We start from the raw sequence: 26,773 nt of genomic DNA, 5'->3' as shown, positions 1-26,773 counted from the left end.
CCCCCAAGCCCGCCTGGCCCTCGCGCGCAATCATGGCGCTGTCGGGGCGTTGTGCAAGGCAGACCATTGGAGAAAACTAAATTAGGACTCCAGCATATCCTTGACGATCGTCGCCAGTTGCTTGAGCGAGAACGGCTTCGGCAGGAAGCCGAAATGCGCGTCGGCCGGCAGGTTCCTGGCGAAGGCGTCCTCGGCATAACCGGACACGAACACGAACTTGATATCCGGCTGGCGCTTGCGCAACTCGCCAAGCAGGGTCGGCCCGTCCATTTCCGGCATGACGACATCCGAAACGACGATGTCGACCTTGCCGCCCAGGGCTTCGAAGACTTCCAGCGCCTCGACGCCGGAGGATGCCTCATGCACCGTATAGCCACGCGAGGTCAGCGCCCGCATGCCGCCCATGCGCACGGCATCCTCGTCCTCGACCAGCAGCACCGTGGCTGACCCCGACAGGTCCTTGGTGCTGTCGACCGGCTTGACCAGCGCGGCACTCGGGGTTTCCCCGGGTTCGGCCGCCTTTTTCGCTTCCGCGATATGACGCGGCAAGAAGATGCGGAAGGTCGATCCCTTGCCGACCTCGGAATCGCAGAAAATGAAGCCGCCGGTCTGCTTGATGATGCCGTAGACCATGGACAGGCCAAGGCCCGTGCCCTTGCCGACCTCCTTGGTGGTGAAGAACGGCTCGAAGATCTTCTTCAGCACATCCGGCGCGATGCCGCTGCCGGTGTCTTCGACCTCGACCACGACATAGTCGGCCGCGGCGAGTTCGCGATAGGAGAAGGTCTTGCACTCCTCGGCGGTGACGTTGCGGGTGCGCACGGTGAGATCGCCGCCGGCGGGCATGGCGTCGCGCGCATTGACCGCCAGATTGACCACCACCTGCTCGAACTGACCGATATCGACCTTGACCGGCCACAGGTCACGGCCGTGGTCGATCTTCAGCTTGATGTCGTTGCCGACCAGACGGGCAAGCAGCATTCTGAGATCGGCGAGCACGTCGGTGAGGTTCAGCACTTCCGGCCGCAGCGTCTGCTTGCGCGAGAAGGCCAGCAACTGCCTGACCAGCGAAGCCGCCCGATTGGCGTTCTGCTTGATGTTCATGATGTCGGGAAAGGACGGGTCCGACGGCCGGTGATTGGTCAAAAGCAGGTCCGACGCCATGATGATGGCGGTCAGCACATTGTTGAAGTCGTGGGCGATGCCGCCCGCGAGTTGCCCGACCGCCTGCATCTTCTGGCTTTGCGCCATCTGCCCTTCGAGCGCCTTTTGCTCGGTCGTCTCGACGGCGTAGACGATGGCCGATTCCTCTGCGCCCTCGCCGCCCGTGCCGTCGGCGACGGCATTGACGTAGAAACGGATGTGCCGCTCCTCGTTGCCGGGCAGCACGGTGTCGATCGGCTCGATGTCGGCCTGCCGCTGCCGGGCCTTCTCGAATGCGGCGGCAAAGGCCGGACGCTCTCGCTCGTGGATCACCGTATCGAGCCGCACACGGCGATCCACGGCGTCCCGGTCGACGACCGAGGAAAACAGCGACAGGAAGGGGGCGTTGGTGCGCAGGATGCGCCCGCTGGCATCGACACCCGCGATCGCCATCGGCGTCGAGTTGAAGAAGCGGGTGAAGCGCACTTCCGAGGCGCGCAGATCGGCCGAGGCATCCTCGCCTTGCGTGCGGTTGAGCACGATCGTGCGTGTCGGACCCCCGACACCTTCGCGACTGGCCGAAACGCGATGCATGAAGCGCACCGGCAGCGCCTCTCCCGTCATCGTCGTCAAATCGAGATCGATGACCGCGTTGCGCGTCGTGCCGGGGTCGGCCTTGACCGAGCGCACCAAAGCCATGCCGTCGCCGGCAACGATATCCGGCAAGGTCACCGCGCCGGGTGTGAAGCTGGCAAGATCGATGCCCAGCCACTCCGCGAGCGTGGCGTTGATGTAGGTGACGCGACCGTCCTGGTCGGCGGAAAAGAAGCCGGCCGGGGCGTGGTCCAGGTGATCGATGGCCTTCTGCAGATCGAGGAAGAAACGCTCCTGCTCGGCCCGCTCCTGCGAAATGTCGGCGAGTTGCCAGGCCAGCATCGGCAAGCGCTGGCCCGGAACGTTGAAGGTGCGGGCGCGCGCCCGGTACCAGCGGGCGCCCGGTTCGGCGCCGGGCCGGATCGACTGCGCCAGCCGAAACTCGCCGTCGCCCGGCTGCCCGTCACGCAGGCCGGAGGCCAGCCGGTAAATCGTCACCGAGGCCTCGGGAACATCCGAAAGCAGCCCTTCGACCGTCTTGAGGTCGGCGGCCGAGGAAGCTCCGGTCATGTCGGCATAGGCACGGTTGGCGTAGACGACGCGGCCCTTGGTGTCCGTCACGAGCAGGCCCTGCGCCATCGAATCGACGAAAGCCTTGGACAGTTCATCGCCGGTCGAGCGCGGCGTGACCTGCACGAAGCCGATCGCGGTCGCAAACAGGAAGCCGACGCCGATCATCGCCAGCACGCCAAGCATGCCGAGCAGGAAGGGGTCCCCAAGGCGCTCGCGGAACAGGCCGAAGACGATCGCGGCCCCCGTCAGAACGACGATGAAGATGATGAGCCGGGTGACCGCGCCCGGTCGCGTGTTCTGGTCGACGATCGGTACCGGATAGAAATCGCCGCGCGCTTCCTTGGCCATATGCCCCCTGCTCGTGAAGTCCGACGTTCCGACACCCGCCCCTGATGCATGTCGCCCAAAAGTGACTTCGGTTTTGGGAAAACGACATGCACAAAAACAAGGCCCTAGCGCGCCTCGCGTGAATCCGCTTCAGCGCGACCCGCTTTAGCCGGTTGAATCACATTCTCCCAGTCCGGAAAAGGCCCGGGCGGCAAATGTCAGATAAAAATGATGCCGGCCGGCCTTCCCAGTGTTTCAAGCTGTTCACGATGCGTGAAAGGCAACTTGCGGTGGCCAGCCGCAACGGTCTAGTGTCGCGTCACTTTCCAAAACCGATCAGGGGAAACCAATGCAGTGGCTGGATAGCGTGGCGGGCCCTGGTTATGCGGCGGCACTCCTGTGGACCTTCGCGGCGCTGATCCTGCTGGTCATCGTGCTCGTCATCGTCAGGCTCGTTCGCAACCTGACTTTCGGCACGTTCGTCGCCGGTGGCCGGAACCGCAAGACGCGGCTGGCCGTCATGGACGCCACCGCCGTCGACAGCCATCGCCGGCTGGTGCTGGTGCGCCGCGACGATATCGAACATCTGCTGCTGATCGGCGGCCCGACCGACGTCGTCGTCGAACGCGACATACGCCTTGCCGCACCGCGCCGTCCAGCGCTGACCGGAGATAGTGGTCTGCAACCTGTCCCGGCCACCGCGGCCCCGGCGGCAAAACCGCGGCCGCCTCAGCCGGCTCCCGCACCGGCACGACCGGCGCCGCAGCCGGCGACCGCGGCGCCGCCGCCTGCCCGCCAGCGCCCGGCAGCGCCACCACCAGCCCCAACCCCCGCACCGAAACCGGCGCAACCCCATCAATCGACCAACGTCACGCCGCTGCCTGCCTATGGCTCAGCCAACGCCAATGCCGTCAGGCACGCGCCATCGCCACCGCAGAGCAGTATCGACGACGAGCTGATGAAGGACCTGGAGGTTTCGCTCGACCAGCCGCGCTCCGGTGGTCCTGTTGGCAAACCGGTGGCCAAGGCGCCGCAATCGCTCGACGATGAAATGACCAGGCTTCTAGGCGAACTTTCAAGCCAGAAGAAATGATTGGCGCCTGAGGCGCCCCGCCGGCCGGGGTTTGCTTTCGCTTGCTGCAACGGATTTGTGATACAACCAACAAAAATGGCCGGAAAGCCCGGCCATTTTTGACAATGACTTCACTTGTAACTGCCTTGAGATGCAGTCCAGAAGCAATGCGTCAGTCGTCGCGATAGACTTTTTCGCGGCGCTCATGCCGTTCCTGCGCTTCGATCGACAAGGTGGCTATCGGACGGGCGTCGAGCCGTTTCAGCGCGATCGGCTCGCCGGTCTCCTCGCAGTAGCCGTAAGTGCCTTCATCGATGCGCTGCAGCGCCGAATCGATCTTCGCGATGAGTTTGCGCTGACGGTCGCGAGCCCGGAGCTCTATGGCGCGGTCTGTCTCGGAAGAGGCGCGGTCGGCGAGGTCGGGGTGGTTGGCGTTTTCCTGCTGCAGGATTTCGAGAGTTTCGCGCGCTTCGCGCAATATGTCATTTTTCCAGGTGACGAGCTTCAGGCGGAAGTAGGATTTCTGCCGCTCGTTCATGAACGGCTCGTCTTCGGAGGGTACGTAATCGGCGGTAACGATGTCGTTCATTCGACTCACCCAAACTGCCCCAAATTTGGCGCTTATATATTCGCCGCCCGACGCCTGCACAAGCGCAATCAGTCACCGACTCACGCAATTGTTAAAGTGCCCCGGCGGCACCCGTCGGGGCGAGATGTCGCTGATTCGATGGAGAAAGTGCCGCATGATTCTTTGCGAGGAAGAACAAGGGGCCATTGTGCGCGGCGCCCTTCTCGTGGCTAATCGTGCCGCGGCTTCGGCATCATCGGAGGTTGGGTGAGCAGGCTCTATCTGTTGCGGCACGCCAAGGCTGGCTGGGCGCTGCCCGGCATGCGCGATTTCGATCGACCGCTTGATGCATCCGGCCGCGCCGATGCCGAGACGATGGGCGCTGCCATGCGCTCCCGTGGCTATGTCCCCGATTTGACATTGTGCTCCAACGCCCGGCGCGCCAAGGAAACGCTCGAAGGGCTGGCCGGCCAGACCGACACCGGCAAGGTGCTGTTTTTCGACACGCTCTACAGCGAAGACGCGGCCGGCTATCTCCGCCTCATCCGGGAACATGGCGGGCCGGGGTCACTGCTGGTCATCGGTCACAATCCGATGACGGAGGATCTTGCCATGGCAGTGTCAGGCGATGGCGACGAGACGGCGCGTGCCATGCTCAACCATGGGTTCCCGACCTCGGGCCTGGCGGTCGTGCGTTTCCTCGACGATCTGGCGAAAGCGGCCCAGGAATCGGGTTATCTCGAGGCGTTCCTGACACCGGCCGATCTCTAACTCTCTGTTTTGGCGCGATTTCGGACGGGAAAACCGCTCCGCACTTTCCTGGAATTGCTTCGGCATCGATTTCCGGCGCCATTTCAAAGCCGGGTTCCAACGCCTATATCGGACGGACCGCAGCCCCGAGAGATCACATTTTGGCATCATCGCTGACCACCTTCACCGACGAGGCAAGAATTGCCCTCGATACGCTGTCGGGACGCGCCACCGGGCTTTTTTCTCCCTCGCTGCGGCTGGGTGTGACGGGCCTTTCGCGCGCCGGCAAAACGGTGTTCATCTCCGCGCTGGTCCACAATCTGATCCACGGCGGACGCCTGCCGCTGTTCGAGGCACAGAAATCCGGGCGTATCGCCCGCGCCTTCCTGGAAGAGCAGCCTGACGACGCCGTGCCGCGCTTCCAGTACGAGGATCATATCGCTGCATTGGTCAACGACCGTGCTTGGCCCGATTCCACGCGCGCTATTTCGGAACTGCGGCTGACCATCGAATACGAATCGGCCTCCGGCTGGAGCCGTATGTTCTCATCCGGCAAACTGTCGGTCGACATCGTCGATTATCCCGGCGAATGGCTGCTCGACCTGCCGCTGCTCGGCAAATCCTTCGCCGATTTTTCACGCGAGGCCGTGGAGATGGCCACTTTGCCGGTGCGCGAGGACCTTTCGCGGGCCTGGCGGGCAATCTCGGCGGAAATCGACCCGAATGCCGACGCCGACGAGATGACCGCCCGCCGCCTCGCCGAAAGCTTCGCGGCCTATCTCAAGGCCTGCAAGCTCGACGAGCGCGCGCTTTCGACCCTGCCGCCCGGCCGTTTCCTGATGCCTGGCGACCTCGAAGGTTCGCCCGCGCTGACCTTCGCACCGCTGGCCGGCCTCGACAGGCGCCCGCGCCCGGGATCGCTGCACGCCATGATGGAGAGGCGCTACGAGGCCTACAAGACGCATGTCGTCAAACCCTTCTTCCGCGAACACATCACCCGCCTCGATCGCCAGATCGTCCTGATCGACGCCATGCAGGCGTTGAACGCCGGCCCCGGCGCCATGGCCGACCTCGAGCGTGCGGTGACCGAGATCCTCGGCTGCTTTCGCCCCGGCCGGGGCAGCTTCCTCACCGACCTCTTTTCGCGGCGCATCGATCGCATCCTGGTCGCCGCGACCAAGGCCGATCACCTGCACCACGAAAGCCATGACCGGTTGCAGGCGATCGTGCGGCGGCTGGCCGACCGCGCCGTGGCGCGAGCGAACTTCACCGGCGCCGACGTCGACGTGGTCGCCATGGCGGCGGTGCGCGCGACCCGCGAAGGCACGGTCAAGCAAGGCCGTGAGGCGTTGCCTGTCATCATCGGCACGCCGATCGCCAGCGAGAAGATCAACGGTGAAACGTTCGACGGAAAGACCGAAACTGCCATATTTCCCGGTGACTTACCGGAGAAGATTGATGCGGTGTTCGACGTCTCAGGACCCGACCACAGGCAGGATTCCACGGACCCGGCAATCCGCTTTGTCCGATTCCGCCCGCCAAAACTCGAACGCACGGCCGAAGGTGTCACGCTGTCTCTGCCGCATATCAGGCTCGACCGTGCCTTGCAGTTCCTGATCGGAGACCATCTGGCATGACCGCGCCCCGCAAACCGGCGGCCTTCCGCATCGAGCCGGAGGCCGCGCCGACACAAGAGGCGTCAAAGACGCGGCAGGCCGAGCCCCCGCGCAAACCCCGCGGGCTGAAGACCGATGTCGCGCTGGTCATACCGGCGGAAGTCGACGTCTTCGACGAACCCGACATCGTTGCCGCCGAACCGCCACCGGCGGTCGCCCCCAGGAAACGCTCGTTATTCGGCGGCATCCTCTTCGGCGCGATCGGCGTGCTGGTTTCGCTGGCTGTCGGCCTGTGGACCGACCAGCTGATTCGCGATCTCTTCGCCCGCGCCGAATGGCTGGGTTGGCTGGCCGCCGGCATGGCAGCGATCGCCATATTGGCGCTTGTGGTGATCATGATTCGCGAATTCCTGGCGATCGCCCGCCTTGCCGAAGTCGAGAAACTGCAAAAACGCGCGCTCGACGCCATCGCGCGCGACGACCCCAAGGCGGCACGATCGGTGGTCGACGAGCTTTCGGCTTTCGTCGCGGCCAAGCCCGAGACCGCGGCCGGCCGGCGCGCCCTGGCCGAACTGCGCGGCGAAATCATCGACGGCGGCAATCTGGTGCGTCTAGCTGAAGCGGAAATCCTCGGCCCCCTCGATGCCAGGGCCAAGGTGATGATTCTCGAAGCCGCCAGACGCGTCTCGCTGGTGACGGCGGTCAGCCCGCGCGCGCTCGTCGATGTCGCCTATGTCGTGTTCGAGGCCGGACGCCTCATTCGCCGTCTCTCGGAACTCTATGGCGGACGCCCGGGAACGCTGGGGTTCTTCCGCCTGGCGCGCAGCGTGCTGGCACATCTGGCGGTCACCGGTTCGATCGCCGTCGGCGACAGTTTCGTCCAGCAGATCGTCGGCCATGGCCTGGCGGCACGGCTTTCGGCCAAGCTTGGCGAGGGCGTCGTCAACGGCATGATGACTGCGCGCATCGGCATCGCGGCGATGGAAACCGCGCGTCCCCTGCCCTTCAGCGCCGCGAAGCGCCCGGGACTGGGCGATTTCCTCTCGGCATTGACATCGTTTGCCGCGAAGAAGGACACCGAAACCACGGGCTCCGGCAAATAGCGTCCTGTTCTTCCTAACGATGAGCGGATTGCCGTTTCGAGGCCCCGCAGTGACGAAGCATTAACCAATCTTCTTCATGGTCGAACCGGTTCCAAACAGCCTCTTTGTTGCCGGGTGTCGTCGATGAAAAGCGTAATTCTGTCCAGCGTCCTGCCCCTGGCCGTTGCGATCACAGCAGTCGTCGGTCTCGCCTCGCAGGCTTCCGCCGCAGAGCCCGACAAGCAGTTCTTCCAGTCGGCCGAAGGCAAATGGGTCGGCCCGGGCGAAATCGTCGCCGGCAAGTACAAGGGCACGAAATTCAACTGCAGCTTCACCGGCTCCACGCCGGACGGCAAGATGGGCATGACTCTGGATGGCGGCTGCCGTGTCGGTATGTTCACCCAGCAGATGTCGGCCAAGATCGAACGCAAGGGCCGCGATTACAAGGGTTCCTTCATGGGGGGCGCTGACGGTGCGGGCCTGGACATCATCGGCGGCAACGTCGTCGATGCCCGCAAGGTGGTCTTCACCATCAACCGCAACCAGCTGCGCGGCGTCATGCAAGCCCGTATTCCCGACGACAATTCGATGACCGTGACGGTTGCCGTGCGGGTCCAGGATCAGCTGGTGCCGGTCATTGGTATGAGCCTGAAGCGCGTCGATACCGTCGAAGTCGGCTCCATCGCCCCGAACTGAGCGCATTATCGCGCCCTACCCCCAAACACATCCCCAAAAGCAAAGAGGCGGCGGCCCATCGCCACCGCCCCCTTTTGAACCGGTCGAAAGGCGCTTAGCCCTTGATGGCGGCCGTCACCTCGTCATACGCCTTGCAGGCGTCGGCGAGTGTCGTGGTGCCCTGGTACTTGGTTGTCACCGCCTGGACCTTGGCGGTCAGGTCAGCCGCCTTGGACGGATCCTTGGTGATCGCTTCCTGCAGTGCGGCGGCCATATCCTGTGCCTTCTTGGTCGCGATCTCGGCCGTGCATTCCGGCGCCTTCGAACAGGCCGAACCCGCAAGCACCGCCAGGCCGACGGCAACAAGCAAAAACTTCTTCATGTCAGTCATCTCCTCAAAAGGGCGCGACTTGATCGTCGCTCACCCTCCAATGGCCGAAGCCGAGCGTCCTTAGCCTTCGATTGTGGCAACAAGCAACGCGCGCATTGCGTAAACTTGTGTAACGCGTCTGCAATATTATCCGGGCCGGATTCGGGCTGCCCGCGTCAGCGGCGGCAAAGTTCAGCTGCGCGGCTGTAACATCGCCAATACGGCTGTCGATGCTGCAAGGATGGCAGTCACGGTCAAAGGCGCTGTAGGGCCATAGGTGTCGACGACATAGCCGCCGACAACCGCGCCGATGGTGATGGCGACCTGAAAAGAGGCGACCATCAGGCTGCCCGCCGCTTCCAGCGCGTCCGGCGCTGCGCGAGACAGATTTGTCGGCAACACCACCGGCGCCATGCCGAAGGCGAAGCCCCACAGCGTCGCGAAGCCAAAGGCAACGCCAATGTGCACGCCCCAAAGCACCAATGACAGCGCCGCAAACGCCATCAATGCGGCGGTGACCACGAGAGCCACGTGGATATTGGCGTCGGCCATGCGGCCACCGGCAATATTGCCGATCACCGCGGCGATGCCAAATCCGAGCAAAGCCAGGGCAATTGGCCCGGTTGCAAGGTGCGTCACATGTTCGAGAAAGGGACGCACATAGACCGAGCCGGCAAAATGCCCCGTCATCAGCAAAAGGATGGCAAGCATACCAAGTTGAACGCCACGTCTCCGTGTCAGACGAAGGACGTCTGCAAGACTATTGCTTGCCGTTGCAGGCAAGGACGGCAGGCTAAGCAACTGCAGCAGCATGGCAAGCAAGGCCAACCCCGCTGTCATGGCCATGGCGCTGCGCCAACCCAGCCAGTCGCTGATCAACGCGCCCATCGACGGTGCGGCAATGGTTGCGAGCGAGACGCCGAGGGTGACGATAGCCATGCCCCGCCCAGTCGCATTGGCGCCAACCAGCCTCGCCACCACGGCGACCGAAAGTGCCCAGAAGGCGCTGAGTGCGATCCCCAGTCCGGCCCGACCCAGCAACAATAACCAGAAATCGGTCGCCAGCGCCGCAAGAATGTTGGAACCGACCGCCAAGGCGCTGAGACCAACCAGCACTGCCTTGCGGTTCAATCGGCCGATGAGAACATTGCTCAACATGGCCGTCACGGCGCCGACAGAAGCTGTGGCGGTGACGACCTGTCCGGCTGTTCCTTCACTGATACCGAGATCGCGCGCCAGGGGCGTCAGCAGACCTGCCGGCAGAAATTCGGCTGACACCAGAGCAAAGCTGGTGGCGGCCAATGAAATGACCGCGAACCAGGTGGTTGCGCCCCACCTGGCCGGCGCAGCCGCATCAACGTCTATCGCCGCGTCTTCAAGCTGTAATGTTGTGTCTGTCACGGACGTATCTCCAAAGTTTGGAGATCTTCATAACCGAGTCCGGTCGGATGAAATGTATCTTAGAATCCGAAATTCATGTCTATTCGTCCGGGAATTGTGCGACGCACAACGCCAGGGGAGACATTGGTGATGCGCTTGAAGGCGCGAGCGAAGGATGCCTCGGAATCATAGCCCAGGCGGGTAGCAACCTCGGCCACCGACAAACCGTTTTGCCCCAACAACTCGCGGGCAAGCTGCATGCGCAAACGGGCGAGATAGTGTGCCGCGCCTTCTCCCAATACAGCGCTGAAGCGCTCGGCGAAAATCGAGCGCGATTGGCCTGCCAGGCTGGCGAGGCTTTCGAGCGTCCAGTTATGGCCGGGGTCTCTGTGCATGGCTGCCAGAGCGCGGCCAATATTGGGGTCGCGGATGGCGGCGAGCCAACCGGTGGTCGAAGCTCCCGTGCAATTGACCCAGCAGCGAATGAGCCGGGCTGTCAGCAAGTCCGCCATACGCGACAAGATGGTGGCGCTGCCCATCTGCGGTTGCGCGGCCTCCGCGGTCATGGCCGCCAGCAAAGGACCAATGACCGGGTCATTGCCGGCCACGTCGCAACCCTTGATGATAGGCGGCATCAGCGTGATCAACGGGTTCAACGCATAGGCGCCCAAGGCCATTGAGCCGCAGAAAAGGGTGCTTGTCGCGCCCGTGCCTTCCCGTACGACTTCGCAGACGTTGCCCCCCAACTTGGTCACCCGGCAATCATCGAGCGAGCCGCCTGCAACGTCTGGCGCGCTGGCCAGCCGATGGGTGATGCCTTGTGGCAGCAGCACCAGATCGCCATCGCGCAGCTGCTGCCAGCCTTGCACTTCGGTGTGGATCCAGCATGGACCCTGACCGACAAAGTGAAAACGAAGCAGCGATTGTTGCGGAAATTCTATGCTCCAAGGATGTCGGAGCTCGCAGCGGCCATAATTGACGCCACTCAGGCGAAAGTCTTGCAGGACTTCGCTGAGCGCATCCATCGGAATATGCGGCGCAGGAGACGGCCAGGACGAATGGTCGGTCATCACGTCAATATACATACCAATCGTCCGACGGGCAAGCGGAGACCGTAGTGCCACCAGGGGAAACGCTTCGACGGCATCCTACCCGTCCTGGCAGACTACCCGGCCTTGCCTCCCGCTCCAACTGCATGCAAGGAGTGCTGTAGGACATAGGGACAAGAGGCATGGCAGCGGAAACATCAGGCAGCGATCTCATTCAGGTGGTAGCGCTGCTTGCTGCGGGGGTCGTCGCCGTCCCCATCTTCAAACGCATGGGCCTCGGCTCGATCCTGGGCTATCTGGCGGCCGGCGTGGTGATCGGCCCGTTTGGTCTTCGCATCTTTTCCGAATCGGGAGCCATCCTCCACGTCGCCGAACTCGGCGTCGTCATGTTCCTGTTCATCATCGGGCTGGAAATGCAGCCGTCGCGGCTTTGGGGCCTGCGGCGCGAAATCTTCGGGCTCGGCGCGCTGCAGGTCGGAGTCTGCGCGGTCCTGTTGACCGGCGTGGGAATGGCCGGCGGTTTTCCGGTCTCGCAATCCTTCGTCGCCGGCGCCGGTTTCGTGCTGACCTCGACGGCGATCGTCATGCAGCTTCTCGAGGAACGCGGCGACATCGCCTCGCCGAAAGGCCAGCGCATCGTCTCCATCCTGCTGCTGGAAGATCTGGCCATCGTGCCGCTGCTGGCCCTGATCGCGTTCCTGGCGCCCGGCGGCGCCGACACCAGCCTGTCGGAAAGGCTGACCGAGGTCGGCATCGGCCTTGCCGCGATCATCGGACTTGTGCTGGCGGGGCGCTATCTGCTCAACCCGTTCTTCCGCATCCTGGCGGATGCCCGCGCCCGCGAGGTGATGACGGCCGCGGCACTGCTGGTGGTGCTTGGATCGGCGCTTGCCATGCAGCTCAGCGGCCTGTCGATGGCGATGGGCGCGTTCCTGGCCGGCGTGCTTCTGTCGGAATCGACCTTCCGCCATCAACTGGAAGCCGACATCGAGCCGTTCCGCGGCATCCTGCTCGGCCTGTTCTTCCTTGCGGTCGGCATGTCGCTCGACCTGCATGTGGTCGCCGCGAACTGGAAGCTGATCGCAATCTATGTCGTCGCCTACATGGTCATGAAGGCGCTCGGCATCTACATCGTCGCCCGCATCCTCAAGACCGGCCATCGCGAAGCCTTGGAACGCGCCGTCTTCATGGCGCAAGGCGGCGAATTCGCCTTCGTCCTCTACTCAGCCGCCGCCGCCGTCGGCATCATCGACAACCAGGCCAACGCGATGCTGACGGCGATCGTCATCATCTCCATGGTGCTGACGCCGCTGGCGATCATCGCCTTGCGCTATGTCACCCCGCGCGACGAGCAGTCGCTCGACGGCGTCGACGTCGCCGACGGACTGACCGGCAGCGTGCTGATCATCGGTTTCGGCCGCTTCGGCCAGATCGCCAGCCAGCCGCTGCTGCTGCGCGGCATCGATGTGTCGATCATCGACAACGATGTCGAGATGATCCAGGCGGCCGCCGACTTCGGCTTCAAGGTCTATTATGGCGATGGCACCCGGCTGGATATCCTGCACGCGGCCGGCGCCGGCCGGGCGCGCGCCGTGCTGATCTGCGTCGACAAGGCCGATGCGGCCGTTCGCATCGCCCAGTTGATCAAGGCCGAATTTCCGCTGCTCACCGTGCTTGCCCGGGCTTTCGACCGCGGCACCGCGCTGCAGCTCATTCGCGCCGGCGTCGACTATCAGCTGCGCGAGACCTTCGAATCGGCGCTGGTTTTCGGCGGCTCGGCCCTGGAATCGCTTGGCGTTGATCCCGAAGATGTGGCGGAAACGATCGAGGACGTCAGGCGTCGCGACACCGACCGTTTCGAAACCCAGCTCGCCGAAGGCATTCGCGCCGGCCAGCGCTTCCTGCGTGGCAATATCGGCACGCCGATTCCCACACCGCTCTCCACGCCGCGCCGCCCCGGTCAGGCCCTCAACGAGGAGACGGCTGGCGTTCTGCACAAATCCGAAACAGCCGATTGAACCAAGGAATCATGCATGGAATTGGACAGCAGAGCCCTGTCGGTCACCAAATTCTGGCGCGACGCCGGCGAGGATGCTTGGTTCGAGAAGAGCGACGCTTTCGATGCCGATTTCCGCGATCGCTTTCTCGACCTGCACTATGCCGCGGCACGGCGTGAGTGCGACGCCTGGTCGGGCCATGCCGAAGGTTCGCTGGCGCTGATGATCCTGCTCGACCAGTTTCCGCGCAATTGCTTCCGCGGCACCGGCCACATGTATGCCACCGATCCGCTGGCGAAGCACTTTGCCCATAAAGCGGTCGCTGCCGGGCATGACCTGGCGCTGGAACCGCAAGTCCGCGTGTTCCTGTATTTACCGTTCGAACATGCGGAAAACCTTGCCGACCAGGACATTTCGGTCGAGCTGCACACCGCCAGGGCCGAGTTCAACCTGAAATACGCGCTGGAGCATCGCGACATCATCCGCCGCTTCGGGCGGTTTCCGCATCGCAACAGGATGCTTGGCCGCGAGACGACACCGCAGGAGCAGGCGTTTCTCGACGAAGGCGGATTTTCCGGCTGATAGCTAGGTCAGCCACCAGTCCCGGCCGGACGGCAACCGCTCGATTCCGGCGGCGTCGACAGCGCCGAGCCGTTCCGACACGCTTCTCCCGCCGACGGCAAGATCCGGCGCGATTTCGGCCAGCGGCGCCAGCACGAAAGCGCGCTCCAGCATACGCGGATGAGGCACTTCCAGACCGGTCTCATGGATGACGCGGTCACCGAACACCAGAATGTCGATATCGATCAGGCGCGGCCCCCAGCGCTCCTCGCGCACCCGCTTCAGCTTCCGCTCGGCGTCGAGGCAGAGGTCGAGCAGCGCCCGCGGCGAGAGCCGGGTCGACAGTTCGGCGGCGGCGTTGAGGAAATCCGGCTGATCGAGCTTGCCCCAGGGCGGTGTGCGGTAGAGCGACGAAACGGCGGTGACGCGCGTGCCCGCATCGGCGTCGAGAATGCGCAGCGCCGCCGCCATCGAGGCCGCCGGATCACCCAGATTGCCGCCGAGGCTGAGGAAGACGGTGTTACTCGGGCCAGACAACGGTCACCTCGACATGATCGAGCACGCCAGGCACCGGCGCGTTCGGCTTGCGCACGGTGATTTCGGCCCTCTTGATCTGCGGAAACCGCTCCGTCAGCGCCTTTGCCACTTCCATGGCCAGAGCTTCGATCAGGAAGCGCCGCTTCCCGGTAATGATCTTCTCGATCACCGTGAAGGCAATGCCGTAGTTGACGGTTTCCTCGATCGCGTCGTCGACAAGCGCGCGCCCGGGTTCGACCGACAGCACCGCGTCGACATAGAAACGCTGGCCAAGGGCTTCCTCCTCGTCGAGCACGCCATGCCGTGCAAAGAAGGCGCAGTTCTTCAGGCGGATGACATACATGGCTCAGCGTTCCGATGCGGCGGTTTCAAGCGCCAGCATAGCATCCGCCACTGCCAGCGCGTCCACGTTGATTGCGACATCATGGACGCGAAACAGATGCGCGCCCTTGAGCCTGAGAATGACGCTGGTCGCCGCCGTTCCGGCCGCCCGGTCTGCCGCATCGCGCCCGGTGACGGTGCCAATGAAGCGTTTTCGCGAGGTGCCTGCCATCAGCGGAAAGCCAAGCGCATGGAGCTCGGAAAACCGCGCCATCAGGTCGAGATTTTCCTCAGCCGTCTCCTTGGCGAAGCCGAAACCTGGATCAAGCACGATGCGATCGTCCGCAATGCCGTTACGACGGGCGATCTCCAGGGATTTTTCCAGGAACGCAAACTGGTCCGCGATCACGTCGGTCAGCTTCTCGCGATCCCGCCCGGTATGCATGATGATGAGCCCGGCTCCGGTTTCGGCGGCGACCCGCGCGATGTCGGGCTCGCGCTGCAGGCCCCAGACATCGTTGACGATATGGGCGCCGGCAGCCACGGCCAGCCGCGCTGTGTCTGCGCGATAGGTGTCGACCGAAATCAGCACGTCACCGGCGCGCGCCAGCGCCTCGATCACCGGCAGGACGCGCGCCTGTTCCTCGCTGGCCGAGATGGCGGCGGCACCCGGCCGGGTCGATTCTCCACCGACATCGATGATCCGTGCCCCTTCCTCGATCATCCGGCGCGCCTGGGTCAGCGCCGCTTCGGGCGCAGCGAACAGTCCGCCGTCGGAAAAGCTGTCGGGAGTGACGTTGAGGATGCCGACGACCACGGCCTTGCCGCCAAGGTCGAGATAACGTCCATGCGCCAGCTGCCATCGCCTCGCCGTCATTGCTCATCAACCATGGGCTCATCAACGATGTGTGATCCGCAAAGGATCAATTCCGTTGCGCCGGCAACGGCCGTAACGCAAGGTGGGTAAAGAGGCAATATGATGAAACGATCCCTGCTTTGCGCGCTACTGCTTGCCGTGACCGCTGTTCCGGCGGGCGCGGCCAATCTCCTCAAGACATACAGCTATTTTTCCATTGGCGGCAGCACGCTCGAAGACATCGAGACGCAGCTCTCCAAACATGGGCCGCAGGTCAAAAGCACGGGCTCGCGCCACCCCGGCGCCACCCAGATGGCCTTCACCACCCGGATCAGCTACGCCAGGCAGGCTGGCTCCTGCCGGATCGCCGACGCCGCCGTGACGGTCAAGGTCAAGGTGATCCTTCCGGAATGGCGCCGCCCGCGCAAGGCGGATCCCGACGTGAAGCTGTTCTGGGACACGCTGTCGGCCGACATCAAGCGCCATGAAGAACGCCATGTCGAGATCGCCAAGAACTATGGCCGCGAGCTGGAAAACGCGCTGAAGGCGACCTACCCGCGGACGGATTGCGCTGCGGCCAAGGCCAAGGCGGCCGAGATCACCGCCGCCATTCTCGCCAGGCACGACCGCGCCCAGGTGCAGTTCGATCGCGTCGAGAGCGTCAATTTCGAAAGCCGTATCCTGCGGCTCATGCGCTACCGCATCCAGCGCATCGAGAACGGCCGGCTGCCACCTGGCTGAATTTCATCGGCGCACTCGATGGCGCCGGTGCAAGCCAACCGGGCCGAAGCATAGTGCCAGCGTCGGAAAACTTTCGAACGGCGGTCGAAATCGGCCTAAACGGAACGACATATCACGGGTTGGCAAGTACAATCCTCAAGGCACGAGCACCACGACCGATCGCGCGGCGAACGCGTCAGGCAAGCCCAATCGTCGACCCGGATCGCGCGCAAAACACATGGACAAGACTATGGACCAGGCTGTCGACAAGCAGACTATACCGGCTGCCGCCACACCGCTGACCGAAAGCGAGAAGAACGCCATCATCGGCGGCGTCCTTCTGTCCATGCTGCTGGCGGCGCTCGACCAGACCATCATCGCACCCGCCATGCCGACCATCGCGCGAGCGCTCGGCCACGCCGAATATCTGCCCTGGATGGTCACCGGCTATCTCCTGACCGCCACCGCCGTGGCACCGCTCTACGGCAAGATTTCCGACGTCTATGGCCGTCGCCCGACCGTCTACGCGGCGATCCTCATCTTCCTCGCCGGATCACTGGTCAGCGCCATGGCCCCCAACATGTTCGTGCTGGTGATCGGGCGCGCGATCCAGGGTGCCGGCGGCGGCGGCCTGTTTGCGCTGGCGCAAACCGTCATCGGCGACCTCGTGCCGCCGCGCGAACGCGCACGCTATGCGGCCTGGGTGTCAGGCACCTGGGCCGTCGCCAGCATTGCCGGGCCACTGCTGGGCGGCACCTTTGCCGAGCATCTGCACTGGTCGCTGATCTTCTGGATCAACATTCCGCTTGGGCTTTTGGCCATGGCGATCATCAACAAGCCGCTGAAGAAGCTGCCGATCGCAGCCAAACATCACCGCATCGACGGGTTGGGCGCCGTGCTTCTGGTTATCGCCACGGCCCTTCTGCTTCTGGCGCTCAACTGGGGTGGCAGCACCTATCCCTGGTTTTCCCACGAAATCCTCGGGCTGGTGGCCGGTTCGGCCGTGTTCTGGGCCCTGTTCGCAGTGAGACTGATGAGGGCCGCCGAACCGCTGATCTCGCTTGAAGTGCTGGGCAATCCGATCGTGCTAGCCGGTGCGCTGTCGATGTTCCTGCTGCAGGCGGCCAATATCGGCGCTTCGGTCTACTTGCCGGTCTATCTGCAAACCGTCATCGGGCTTTCCGTCAGCGAATCGGGAATGGCCATGCTCGGCCTTTTGCTCGGCACGGTCGCCGGTGCCGCCACAAGCGGCCGCCTGATCCCCCGCTTCGTGCACTACAAGCGCATCGCCATGATCGGCATCGCCTTGGCCATTGTCAGCATTGGCGTGCTCAGCGCCATTGCTGGACACGCCTCGCTGCTCGCGGTCGAGATCCTGACAACCCTGATCGGCCTGGGCAGCGGAACGACATTCCCGGTCGCGACCGTCTCTGTCCAGAACGCCGTCGATCGAACCCATCTCGGGGTTGCGACAGGCGTGCTGACCTTCCTGCGCACGCTGGGTGGCGCGCTGGGCGTCGCCCTGCTCGGCGCGGTCGCGCTCGGCTATGGCCTGCCGCTCTCCGCCGAGGGTTCGCAGACACATGTCCAGCTGGCATCAGCCTTGCCGTTCGTGATGATCTTCATCACCGCCGGCATCACCCTGGTGCTGGCGCTCGTCGCCATGATGCTGATGCCGGAAAAGGCGCTGCGCGGACGCGACGAAGCGGTTGCGCCCGTCCTCACGGAATAGGAGCGGTCTTTACTCCACCACGCCGAGCTTCTTCTGCAGGCTGGTCGACGAGGTCGTGTATTGGAACACGATCCGCTCGCCGGGACTGACGATGCGCTTGGCCGCCTGCGCCATCAGCGCCACTTCATGGAAGCCCGACAGGATCAGCTTCAGCTTTCCCGGATACGAGTTGATGTCGCCCACCGCGAAAATGCCGGGCACCGATGTCTGAAATTTCTCGGTGTCGACCGGAATCAGGTTCTCGTGGAGATTGAGCCCCCATTCCGCGATCGGCCCGAGCTTCATCGTCAGGCCGAAGAAGGGCAGCATGCGTGTGCATGGCACTTCGATATCGCCTTCCGGACCACCCTTGATGGTGGCCGATGACAGCTGGCCGTCGGCGCCGGTCAGGCCGGTCACCTGGCCGACCTTGAACGCAAGCTGCTTCATCTCTTGCATGGCATACATTTTGTTGACGCTGTCGGGCGCCGCGCGGAATTCAGGGCGCCGGTGGACCAGCGTCACGCTTTTTGCCACCGGCTGCAGGTTCAGTGTCCAGTCGAGCGCCGAGTCGCCGCCGCCGACAATGACAAGGTCGTGGCCGCGAAAATCCTCCATCCGGCGCACTGAATAGAAGACGCTCTTGCCTTCATAGGGCTCGATGCCCGGGATCGGGGGGCGTTTGGGTTGAAACGAGCCGCCGCCGGCGGCGATCACCACCACCTTGGCCTCGAACACCTCGTTCTCGTCGGTGGTGACGCGAAAGCTGCCATCCTCCAGTTTCTGGAGGCTGGAGACCATGCGGTTGTAGGTGAAGTCAGGCTTGAACGGATGGATCTGCTCGAGCAGCTTGTCGACCAGCCCTTGCGCCGAAATCGAGGGCCAGCCGGGAATGTCGTAGATCGGCTTTTCCGGATAGAGTTCCGCGCATTGGCCGCCGGGTTTGTCGAGGATATCGATCAGGTGGCATTTCATGTCGAACAGGCCGAGCTCGAACACGGCGAAAAGGCCGACAGGCCCTGCCCCGACAATGAGAACATCCGTCTTGATTGTTTCGGTCATGCGATGTGGTCCCCTTGGGAATGGGGCGAGACTGCATGAGCCGTGGCCTGCTGCCAAGCAGCCAATGTCAAAGAAATTGGAACGTCGCCGAAGGCATATTGAGATTCAGGTCAGGCCGAGCCGGCGTCGAAGACGGCGCGAAGCGACCAAACAGGGTTGATACCGAGAACCGGAGCGCAACGTACTTTTCATATGCGAGTACCGGCCTACCCCGGGCCATAGCCCTAGCTGCCACGATCCCTCGTCAAGTGCTTCGGCCGGCGAAGGCCGGAGGAAGCCGCCGTTTGCAGGCCGGCATCACCCGAATATCAACACGCCCTAGCCCTGGCGCTCCGGCACCCGCACCACCAGGCCGTCAAGCGCGTCGCGTACCTTGATCTGGCAGGACAGACGCGAGTTCGGCTGGACGTCGTAGGCGAAGTCCAGCATGTCCTCTTCCATCGCTTCCGGCTCGCCCACTTCCGCCGTCCAGGCCTCGTCGACATAGACATGGCAGGTGGCGCAGGCGCAGGCGCCACCGCACTCCGCCTCGATCCCCGGCACGGCGTTGCGGATGGCGTTTTCCATGACCGTCGAGCCGTTTTCGGCGTCCACGTCGAATTGTGTGCCGTCATGGGCGATGAAGGTCAACTTGGTCATTTGTCACCTGAAGGGAGTTTCCGCCGAGATAATCACTCCGGCAGACAAGTCAACTGCCGTGCGAAAGCGCCGCTCGGTGACGTTTTTCCACAAACCGGGTCAGCGATTGATGGCGGCGATGAAATCGCGCACTTCGTCGATCAGTTTGCCGAGCCGCTTGAGGGTCTGGCCGTCTTCCGGCTGCCGCTCGATCTCGGTGGCGCAATCGGCGATGGCGAAGGCGCCAACGCCGCGAGCAGACCCTTTCAACCCATGCGCAAGCAGAAGCCGGTCCTTGAGATCGGCATCGACAATTTTGTCGCGTACCGACAGCGCCTGCTGTACAAACAGCGCCAGCACCTCTTGCTCGAGGGCGCGGTCGCCCATCGTTTGCCGGGCAAGGTGTGCCAAATCGACCGGTCGGGACTGCCTGGTTCCCGAGACGTCGCCTCCGGGCATTGAAAAGGCAATGCCGCTTTCGCCACGCATGAACTCGAACTCCGTTTTCTTCGGCCGCCTGAAAAACTAGGCGAATCCAATGGACAACGGGTTAATGAATGGCCTGGAAAAATGTTGCGAAAGCGGCGCACGGATCACGGTTCCGTTAACCTTATATTTAAAGTTTTACGTATCCCGCGGAATGCATGTTTTCTTTACCCCCCTGTGTCATTACGATACGAGGGTCCATTTTCAGCCTCCTGCGCGGGGGTACGACAAAGACAATTATAAGCCCCGCGGCAGCTAGTACAGGGTAGCGAAGGCATGGCAAAGAAACCAACGACGACGACGAGAAATCTCGACAGCGACGTGGCCAGGGAACTGGAAAAAGCGCTCGATCTCGACCTCAGCGGCGACATCGGCAGCGGCGATCTCGATATCGCGGCTTCGATGGAAGATCTGGAAGCGCAGATATCCCAGGCCGCCGACGAGCTGGCACGCGAGGGACGCAACCAGAAGCCGGCACCCGCCGCCAATCAGGCCCCCATTGCCAATCAGCCCGCGAGTCCCGCGCCGAAGGCCAAGCCGGCAGAACTGCGCCCCGTGGAGACACGCAATGGCAATGGCAACGGCGCGCAGCCCACGGGCTTCGCGCCGGCCAATGATGATCGCCAGAAGGATTACAAGACCCTCCTGCACGGCCTCAACAGGCGCGCCTCCAACACCGTCTACTGGATCGTCGCCTTCGTCTCGCTCGCCTGGATCGCCGGCGCCGGCGGGCTCGCCAACCTGCTGTTCGGACCGAGCATCTGGAGGATCCGCACCCTCGACCAGTTCCTTGCCCGTCCCGAACTGATTGGCCTCGCCGTCGCGGCGATCGTGCCGATCATCCTGTTCTGGGCCTTCGCAGCCATGATTCGCCGCGCCCAGGACATGCGCATTGCCGCCCAGTCGATGACGGAAGTGGCCTTCCGCCTGACCGAGCCGGAAAACATGGCGCAGGATCGCGTCATGATGATCGGCCAGGCCGTTCGCCGCGAGGTGGCGGCCATGGGCGAAGGCATCGAACGCACGCTGGCCCGCGCCGTGGAGCTGGAAACGCTGGTCCACAGCGAAGTCAACCAGATCGAGCGCTCCTATTCGGAAAACGAAACCCGCATCCGTTCGCTCGTCGACGGGCTTGGCAGCGAGCGCGAGGCGGTCGTCAGCCATGCCGAGCGCGTCCGTGCCTCGATTGCCGGTGCGCATGAGACGCTCAGGGATGAAATCGGCTCCGCCAGCGACATCATCCGCGACTCGATCCTCAATGCGTCGACCAAGCTGTCGATGACGATCACCGATTCCGGCGACACGCTCATCGACCGCATCAATGAAAGCTCGATGTCGATCTTCGATTCGGTGGAAGGCCGGCTCGACACCATCACCGACAAGCTTTCGACCTCCGGCGAGGCCTTCGCCAGCCTGCTCGACACGCGCATCGCCAAGCTGACGGATACGACGGACGGCCTGACCCGGTCGCTGACCGATCTGCTCGACGATCGCACCACCGGCATGGTTTCGCTGCTCGGCGGCGCCGCGCGCACCCTCAATTCGGAATTCGAAGCCAGCCTCAACGGCATCGAACGTACGCTGGCCGAACGCGGTCAGGCCCTGATCAGCGAATTCCAGACCCGCGCCGAAGCGCTGGACACCGGCACGCAGAAGCTCAACGCAGCGCTCGAGGCCCGCGCCCGCCAGATCAACGAGACGCTGGTCGAGCGCGCCCGCGAAATTGCCCACACCTTCGCCGAGAGCAAGGATACGCTGGCCGCGATGATCGATCAGGGCAAGACCCAGATCGGCGCCGACATGGCCGACATCGTCACCTCGACATCGAGCATGCTGGAGGCTCGCGCCAGCGACTTTGCCGGTCGCATGGAAGCGGCGCGTCATGTCGTCTCGCGTTCTTTCGATAGCGACATCCAGCGGCTCGCCGACGCCCGTGTCGGCATCGAGGAAGCCGTCGAAAACCACAGCCGCAAGCTGTCCGAAAGCCGCGAGCGCATGGCGGCCGCCATGCAGGCGGACCTGGAGAAATTCGCCGAAAGCCGCGACGGTATCGATGCCGCGGTGACCAACCAGGTGCAGAAGCTGGCCGAAGGCCGCAGCCTGATCGCGCGCGCCCTCGAAGAGGATCTGCGCAAGGTCAACGAATCGCGGGCCGCCATCGACGCGTCGCTCGGCAGCCACCTCGAAAGGCTGGAAGAAGGCCGCAACAGGCTTTCGCTGGCTCTCAACGAAGACTCCGGAAAACTCGTGCAAGCCCGCACAATCATTGATGAAATGGTCGCCGGTCATGTTGGAAAGCTCGCCGAAGGCCGCAACATCCTGTCGCGCGCCCTGGAAGCCGACCTCGGCAAACTGTCCGACAGCCGTGCCAGCATTGACGGGCTGGTCGCCGGTCAGGTCGAGAAGATCGCCGAAGGTCGTGCGGTGCTCGCCAAGGCCTTGGAAAACGATATCGCCGGCATCAAGGGCCTGATCGAGGCGCATTCGGCAAAGCTCGTGGATGACCGCAGCCAACTCGGCCGTTCGCTCGAGGACGACCTATCTGGCATCAGGGGCTTGCTTGACGATCATTCGGTCAAACTCGCCAACGACCGCAGCCTGCTGTCGCAGACGCTGGAAGCCGACCTTGCCAAGCTGGCCGAAAGCCGCTCGAGCATTGACGGCCTCGTCGCCGGTCAGGTCGAGAAGCTGGCCGAGGGCCGCGACATTCTCAAGCGCGCGCTGGAATCGGACCTCAACACCATCAAGGATGTCATATCGAGCCAATCGGAAAGGCTGGCGGAGGATCGCGGACTGCTTTCGCAGGTCCTCGAAGCCGACTTGCAGAATGTGAACAGCGTCATCGCCGACCACATGAACAGGCTCGTTCAGGATCGTTCGACATTGTCGAAGGCTCTCGAGGACGACCTCGCCAAGCTGGCCGACAGCCGCTCCAGCATCGACGGGCTGGTCGCTGGTCAGGTCGAGAAGCTGGCCGAAGGCCGCGACATTCTCAAGCGCGCCCTCGAAGCCGACCTCAACACCATCAAGAACACCGTTGCCGACCAGTCGCAGAAGCTGGTCGACGACCGCGCCCAGTTCGCCAGGGCGCTCGAAGCCGATCTCGAAAGCGTCAATAGCCTGGTCAGCAGCCATTCCGATCGGCTCGTCCAGGATCGTTCGACCCTGTCGAAGGCGCTGGAAGTCGACCTCGACAACGTCAACGGCCTGGTCAACAGCCATGCCGAGCGACTCATCCAGGACCGTTCGACGCTGTCGAAGGCGCTGGAAGCCGACCTCGAAAGCGTCAGCGGCCTGGTCGGCAGCCACGCCGACAGGCTTGTCCAGGAGCGCTCGACCCTGTCCAGGGCGCTCGAGGACGACCTTGCCAAGCTGGCCGAGAGCCGTTCGAGCATCGACGGCCTGGTCGCCGGCCAGGTGGAGAAACTGGCCGAAGGCCGCGACGTTCTCAAACGCGCCCTCGAAGCCGATCTCGCCAAGCTCGCCGAAAGCCGCTCCAGCATCGACGGGCTGGTGGCCGGCCAGGTGGAAAAGCTCGCCGAAGGCCGTGACATTCTCAAGCGCGCCCTCGAGGCCGACCTGCAGAAGCTGAGCGAAAGCCGCGGCGAGATCGACGGCGTCATCGCTGGCCATGTCGGCAAGCTGGCCGAAGGCCGCAACATGCTGAGCCGCGCGCTGGAAGACGATCTCGGCAAGCTCGCAGAGACCCGCAAGGACGTCGACCGTTCGCTGTCCGGCCACATCGACCAGATCGCTGCCAGAAGCACCGACATTTCGGCCGCAATCGCCGCCGATGTAGAGAAGATCGAGCAGGCGTTCAGCCGTCAGACCGGGATCATCGAGGAACGCGCCGGAACCATGGAGCGCGCGCTCTCGACCGGCGTCGACAATGTCCGCAGCGTGCTCGAAAAGAGCGCGGTCTTCGTCGCCGGCGCCTTGCGCGAAAAGGTTCTGGAGGTCACCAGCGCGCTGCATGAGCAGGCCGGTGCAGCCTTCAGCGATGCCGACCGCAAGATCGCCGAGCGCGCCGAACAGACGTCCGCCGCCCTTTTGGCGCGGGCCGAAGACATCGCCCGCACCTTCGAGGAAGCCGACCGTCGCCTGCACGCCCGTGCGGAAGATACGTCCAACGCCTTGCTCGCCCGCGCCGACGACGCCTCCAGCTCGCTGCTGGCCCGCGCCCACGAAACCGCCGATCAACTGGCCGCCCGCGCCGGCGAGATCGCCGGCACCTTCGAACTGGCGGACCAGAAGCTCGCCGCCCGCGCCCAGGAAACGGCCGACCAGCTGGCTGCCCGGGCCCAGGATACCGCGGACCATCTGGCGGCCCGTGCAAGCGAGATTGCCGGCACCTTCGACGCAGCCGACCAGAAACTGGTCGCCCGCGCTGTCGAGACGGCACAATCGCTGGCCGCCCGCGCCGGGGACATCCTGCGCAACTTCGAAAGCGCCGACCAGCGGCTCGGCATGCGCATCGGCGAATCCGCCGAGGCGCTCGCCGCCCGCGCAACCGACCTTGGCCGCATCTTCGATGCCGCCGATCAGCAATTGGTCTCGCGCATCGCCGAAGGTTCGGATGCTCTGTCCAGCCGTGCGTCCGAGATCGGCCGCATCTTCGACGAGGCCGACCAACGCCTGGTCTCGCGCATCGCCGACAGCTCTTCGACGATCGGCGAGCATGCGCAGACCATCGTCGGGGCTTTCGCCAGCACCGAGCAGAAGGTCGCCGACCGTGCGCGCCAGACCGGCCAGGAACTGGCCGTGCACGCCCGCGAAATCGAGCAGGCACTTGCCGGCGCCGACGAGCGTCTTGCATCGACCGCGGCGGCTGCGGCCGCCCGTGTCGAGGAGCAGATCGCCAGCGTCGAGAACCGCCTCGCCCATACCACCGAAACAATGGGCCAGAGGCTCAATGAGCAGGTGTCGAGCGCCGAGGCACAGCTCGTTTCGCGCGCCAATGTGATCGCCGAGACCTTCACCGCTGTAGGCCAGCATATCGGCCAGAGCACCAACGACGCCGCCAAGACGATCGGCGCCAACACACGCGAACTCAACACCATGCTCGCGGCGCGGTCGGCCGAAATGTCGAAGATCCTCGACGAAACCGCGCGGCCTTTGGTCGAACGCTTCGCCCAGGGTGGCTCGGAACTGCAAAAGAGCATGGAAGAGGTCACCGAACGCGCCACCGAGAAGCTGCGCAGCGAAAATGCCGCCCTGGTCAACGCGCTCGCCAACCGCACCGCCGAGACCTTGTCGGCGGTCGAAGGCGCCCGCTCGTCGCTGTCCGACAGTGTTGCCGATCTCATCGGCCGCATGACCAAGTCCAGCTCGCAGCTCGGTCAGCTGATCGAGCAGGCCGCGGTCAATCTCGGTCAGGTCGACGAACGCCTGACCGGCAGCACGCAGAGCTTCGCGGCGACAACAGAAAAGGCGGCGCAGACCTTTGCCAGCTCGGCGCGCCTTGTCGATTCGAACACCACAAGGCTGACGGAACTGTCGTCGTCGACCTTGCGCGAAGTGGCCTCGATCGCCACCAAGTTCGATGAACACAGCCGCCTCCTGGCCAGCGCCTCGGACCTGTTGAGCTCGGCCCAGAGCAACCTCGAGCACACGCTGGAAAGGCAGTCATCGCTCGAAGACCTCGCCGTCGGTCTGGTCAAGAAGTCGGAGGATCTCGAAAGGGTCATGCGCTCGTTCGAAAACCTCGTCGGCCAGACGCTGCAGAACGCCGAAGGCAAGACGATGGAGTCGGCCGACAAGATCCGCAATGCCATCACCGACGTGGTCGATTCGGCAACCAAGCGCTTCGCCGATGCCACCGATGAGATGCGGCGCACCGCGAGCTCGATCAAGAGCGAACTCGACCTCACCCGCGCCGAACTCAAGAAGGGCGTCATCGAGATGCCGGAAGAGGCAAAGGAATCGACCTCGGCGATCCGCCGCGCCGTTTCCGAGCAGATCAACGCCTTGAAGGAGCTTTCCGACATCGTCGCGAAGTCCGGCCGCGGCGGCGGCGACACCTCGGAGCCACGCAATCTGCGCCCGGCGCCGCAAGCGCCGGCAGCACGTCCCGCCGAACCGCCACGTCGCGCGCCGGCAGCACCGCAGCCGGAGCTTCGCACGCCTCAGGCGCCGTTGGGCGGCACGGCGCTGCGCGGCACGCTCGATCTCGAGCGTCCGGCCGAGCCGCGCCAGCGTCCCGAAGCCGGCGCCCGCACGCCACAGGGCGGCTGGGTGCGCGACCTCCTGACAGCGGCGTCGAACGATGCGGATCTCAGGCCGGCGGCAGCACCCTCGGCGCCCGTGGAAGCGCCGCGCGCGGCCCCTGCCCAGCGCTCGCCGCTGCATGTCGTGGAATCGCTGAACTCGCTATCCGTCGACATCGCACGGGCAATTGACCACGATGCTTCGATCGAGCTGTGGAACCGCTATCGGCGTGGCGAGCGGGACGTGTTCACGCGCCGGCTCTACACGCTGAAGGGCCAGCAGACGTTCGACGAAATCCGCCGCAAGTATCAGGGCGAGGCCGAATTCCGCGCCGCCGTAGACCGTTACTGCGACGACTTCGAAAAACTGCTCAAGGACGTCTCGCGCAACGACCGCGACAACATCATGGCGCAGACCTACCTGACCTCGGACACCGGCAAGGTCTACACCATGCTGGCCCACGCCAGCGGGCGCCTGCACTAAGCGTCAGCGGCCAGA

The 26,773-nt window shown here is 64.0% G+C and carries 21 protein-coding genes; 10 read left to right on the top strand and 11 right to left on the bottom strand.

From position 1 onward, the window contains the following. Positions 1-81 precede the first annotated feature (81 nt). The gene (locus CK226_RS29270; RefSeq protein WP_095793710.1) at positions 82-2,658 is read right to left on the bottom strand and encodes a PAS domain-containing sensor histidine kinase; all 2,577 of its coding nucleotides are present in this window, start codon (positions 2,656-2,658) and stop codon (positions 82-84) included. A gap of 328 nt (positions 2,659-2,986) precedes the next feature. Here CK226_RS29270 and CK226_RS29265 point away from each other — a divergent pair, with 328 nt between their 5' ends. Next, on the top strand, positions 2,987-3,730 hold the full coding sequence (locus CK226_RS29265) for a flagellar biosynthetic protein FliO (RefSeq protein WP_095775369.1): 744 nt from the start codon (positions 2,987-2,989) through the stop codon (positions 3,728-3,730). A gap of 151 nt (positions 3,731-3,881) precedes the next feature. On the opposite strand, the gene dksA is transcribed toward CK226_RS29265, so the two are convergent. After that, positions 3,882-4,298, bottom strand: a complete 417-nt coding sequence (gene dksA / locus CK226_RS29260; RefSeq protein WP_010909647.1) for an RNA polymerase-binding protein DksA — start codon at positions 4,296-4,298, stop codon at positions 3,882-3,884. A gap of 246 nt (positions 4,299-4,544) precedes the next feature. On the opposite strand from dksA, the gene CK226_RS29255 reads away from it, so the two are divergent. The 4 genes from CK226_RS29255 to CK226_RS29240 all read left to right on the top strand — a co-directional run bounded on the left by CK226_RS29255 (position 4,545) and on the right by CK226_RS29240 (position 8,421). After that, on the top strand, positions 4,545-5,048 hold the full coding sequence (locus CK226_RS29255; RefSeq protein ID WP_095793709.1) for a histidine phosphatase family protein: 504 nt from the start codon (positions 4,545-4,547) through the stop codon (positions 5,046-5,048). A 140-nt stretch (positions 5,049-5,188) separates the two neighbouring features. Next, the gene (locus tag CK226_RS29250; RefSeq protein ID WP_095793708.1) at positions 5,189-6,664 is read left to right on the top strand and encodes a YcjX family protein; all 1,476 of its coding nucleotides are present in this window, start codon (positions 5,189-5,191) and stop codon (positions 6,662-6,664) included. Continuing rightward, on the top strand, positions 6,661-7,746 hold the full coding sequence (locus tag CK226_RS29245) for a YcjF family protein (protein ID WP_095793707.1): 1,086 nt from the start codon (positions 6,661-6,663) through the stop codon (positions 7,744-7,746). The genes CK226_RS29250 and CK226_RS29245 overlap by 4 nt, the downstream gene beginning before the upstream one ends. A 123-nt stretch (positions 7,747-7,869) precedes the next feature. Continuing rightward, a complete protein-coding gene (locus CK226_RS29240) occupies positions 7,870-8,421 on the top strand; it encodes a hypothetical protein (RefSeq protein WP_095793706.1) in 552 nt (183 codons plus the stop codon). A gap of 94 nt (positions 8,422-8,515) precedes the next feature. Here the strand turns inward: CK226_RS29240 and CK226_RS29235 are convergent, their stop codons facing one another. The 3 genes from CK226_RS29235 to CK226_RS29225 all read right to left on the bottom strand — a co-directional run bounded on the left by CK226_RS29235 (position 8,516) and on the right by CK226_RS29225 (position 11,220). Beyond that, positions 8,516-8,782 carry a hypothetical protein gene (locus CK226_RS29235; protein ID WP_019858327.1) on the bottom strand — a complete coding sequence of 89 codons (267 nt, stop codon included), beginning with the start codon at positions 8,780-8,782 and terminating at the stop codon, positions 8,516-8,518. A 180-nt stretch (positions 8,783-8,962) separates the two neighbouring features. Beyond that, the gene (locus CK226_RS29230) at positions 8,963-10,171 is read right to left on the bottom strand and encodes an MFS transporter (RefSeq protein WP_095775364.1); all 1,209 of its coding nucleotides are present in this window, start codon (positions 10,169-10,171) and stop codon (positions 8,963-8,965) included. 59 nt (positions 10,172-10,230) lie between these two features. Beyond that, on the bottom strand, positions 10,231-11,220 hold the full coding sequence (locus CK226_RS29225) for an AraC family transcriptional regulator (protein ID WP_179301153.1): 990 nt from the start codon (positions 11,218-11,220) through the stop codon (positions 10,231-10,233). A 161-nt stretch (positions 11,221-11,381) separates the two neighbouring features. Here CK226_RS29225 and CK226_RS29220 point away from each other — a divergent pair, with 161 nt between their 5' ends. Together CK226_RS29220 and CK226_RS29215 are read left to right on the top strand one after the other, a co-directional pair. Then, positions 11,382-13,217, top strand: coding sequence for a monovalent cation:proton antiporter-2 (CPA2) family protein (locus tag CK226_RS29220; RefSeq protein WP_095793704.1), 1,836 nt, complete (start codon positions 11,382-11,384; stop codon positions 13,215-13,217). A 15-nt stretch (positions 13,218-13,232) separates the two neighbouring features. Then, a complete protein-coding gene (locus tag CK226_RS29215; RefSeq protein ID WP_095793703.1) occupies positions 13,233-13,778 on the top strand; it encodes a DUF924 family protein in 546 nt (181 codons plus the stop codon). A gap of 3 nt (positions 13,779-13,781) precedes the next feature. On the opposite strand, the gene folK is transcribed toward CK226_RS29215, so the two are convergent. The 3 genes from folK to folP are packed head-to-tail and all read right to left on the bottom strand — an operon-like array spanning position 13,782 to position 15,492. Then, on the bottom strand, positions 13,782-14,294 hold the full coding sequence (gene folK, locus CK226_RS29210) for a 2-amino-4-hydroxy-6-hydroxymethyldihydropteridine diphosphokinase (protein ID WP_095775360.1): 513 nt from the start codon (positions 14,292-14,294) through the stop codon (positions 13,782-13,784). Then, a complete protein-coding gene (gene folB, locus CK226_RS29205) occupies positions 14,278-14,637 on the bottom strand; it encodes a dihydroneopterin aldolase (RefSeq protein ID WP_095775359.1) in 360 nt (119 codons plus the stop codon). The genes folK and folB overlap by 17 nt, the downstream gene beginning before the upstream one ends. A gap of 3 nt (positions 14,638-14,640) precedes the next feature. Further along, positions 14,641-15,492 (bottom strand): dihydropteroate synthase, encoded by an 852-nt coding sequence (folP, locus tag CK226_RS29200; RefSeq protein ID WP_095775358.1) that lies wholly within the window; start codon positions 15,490-15,492, stop codon positions 14,641-14,643. Positions 15,493-15,591: 99 nt separating this feature from the next. On the opposite strand from folP, the gene CK226_RS29195 reads away from it, so the two are divergent. Together CK226_RS29195 and CK226_RS29190 are read left to right on the top strand one after the other, a co-directional pair. Beyond that, on the top strand, positions 15,592-16,212 hold the full coding sequence (locus CK226_RS29195) for a DUF922 domain-containing Zn-dependent protease (RefSeq protein WP_095775357.1): 621 nt from the start codon (positions 15,592-15,594) through the stop codon (positions 16,210-16,212). 217 nt (positions 16,213-16,429) lie between these two features. Beyond that, entirely contained in the window at positions 16,430-17,923 is a 1,494-nt protein-coding gene (locus CK226_RS29190) for an MDR family MFS transporter (RefSeq protein WP_245437878.1), read from the top strand. Between the two features lie 9 nt (positions 17,924-17,932). On the opposite strand, the gene CK226_RS29185 is transcribed toward CK226_RS29190, so the two are convergent. From CK226_RS29185 to CK226_RS29175, 3 genes are all read right to left on the bottom strand, one after another. After that, positions 17,933-18,964, bottom strand: a complete 1,032-nt coding sequence (locus CK226_RS29185; protein WP_095789684.1) for an NAD(P)/FAD-dependent oxidoreductase — start codon at positions 18,962-18,964, stop codon at positions 17,933-17,935. 318 nt (positions 18,965-19,282) lie between these two features. Beyond that, positions 19,283-19,603, bottom strand: coding sequence for a 2Fe-2S iron-sulfur cluster-binding protein (locus CK226_RS29180; RefSeq protein WP_010909663.1), 321 nt, complete (start codon positions 19,601-19,603; stop codon positions 19,283-19,285). Between the two features lie 99 nt (positions 19,604-19,702). After that, on the bottom strand, positions 19,703-20,071 hold the full coding sequence (locus CK226_RS29175) for an Hpt domain-containing protein (protein ID WP_032930394.1): 369 nt from the start codon (positions 20,069-20,071) through the stop codon (positions 19,703-19,705). A gap of 273 nt (positions 20,072-20,344) precedes the next feature. Here CK226_RS29175 and CK226_RS29170 point away from each other — a divergent pair, with 273 nt between their 5' ends. Further along, positions 20,345-26,758 (top strand): kinesin, encoded by a 6,414-nt coding sequence (locus tag CK226_RS29170; protein ID WP_095793702.1) that lies wholly within the window; start codon positions 20,345-20,347, stop codon positions 26,756-26,758. Positions 26,759-26,773: the final 15 nt, after the last annotated feature.

It is taken from the genome of Mesorhizobium sp. WSM4311, from assembly GCF_002295115.1.
Taxonomy (GTDB): domain Bacteria; phylum Pseudomonadota; class Alphaproteobacteria; order Rhizobiales; family Rhizobiaceae; genus Mesorhizobium.
This window is presented reverse-complemented; position numbering and strand designations above follow the sequence as displayed.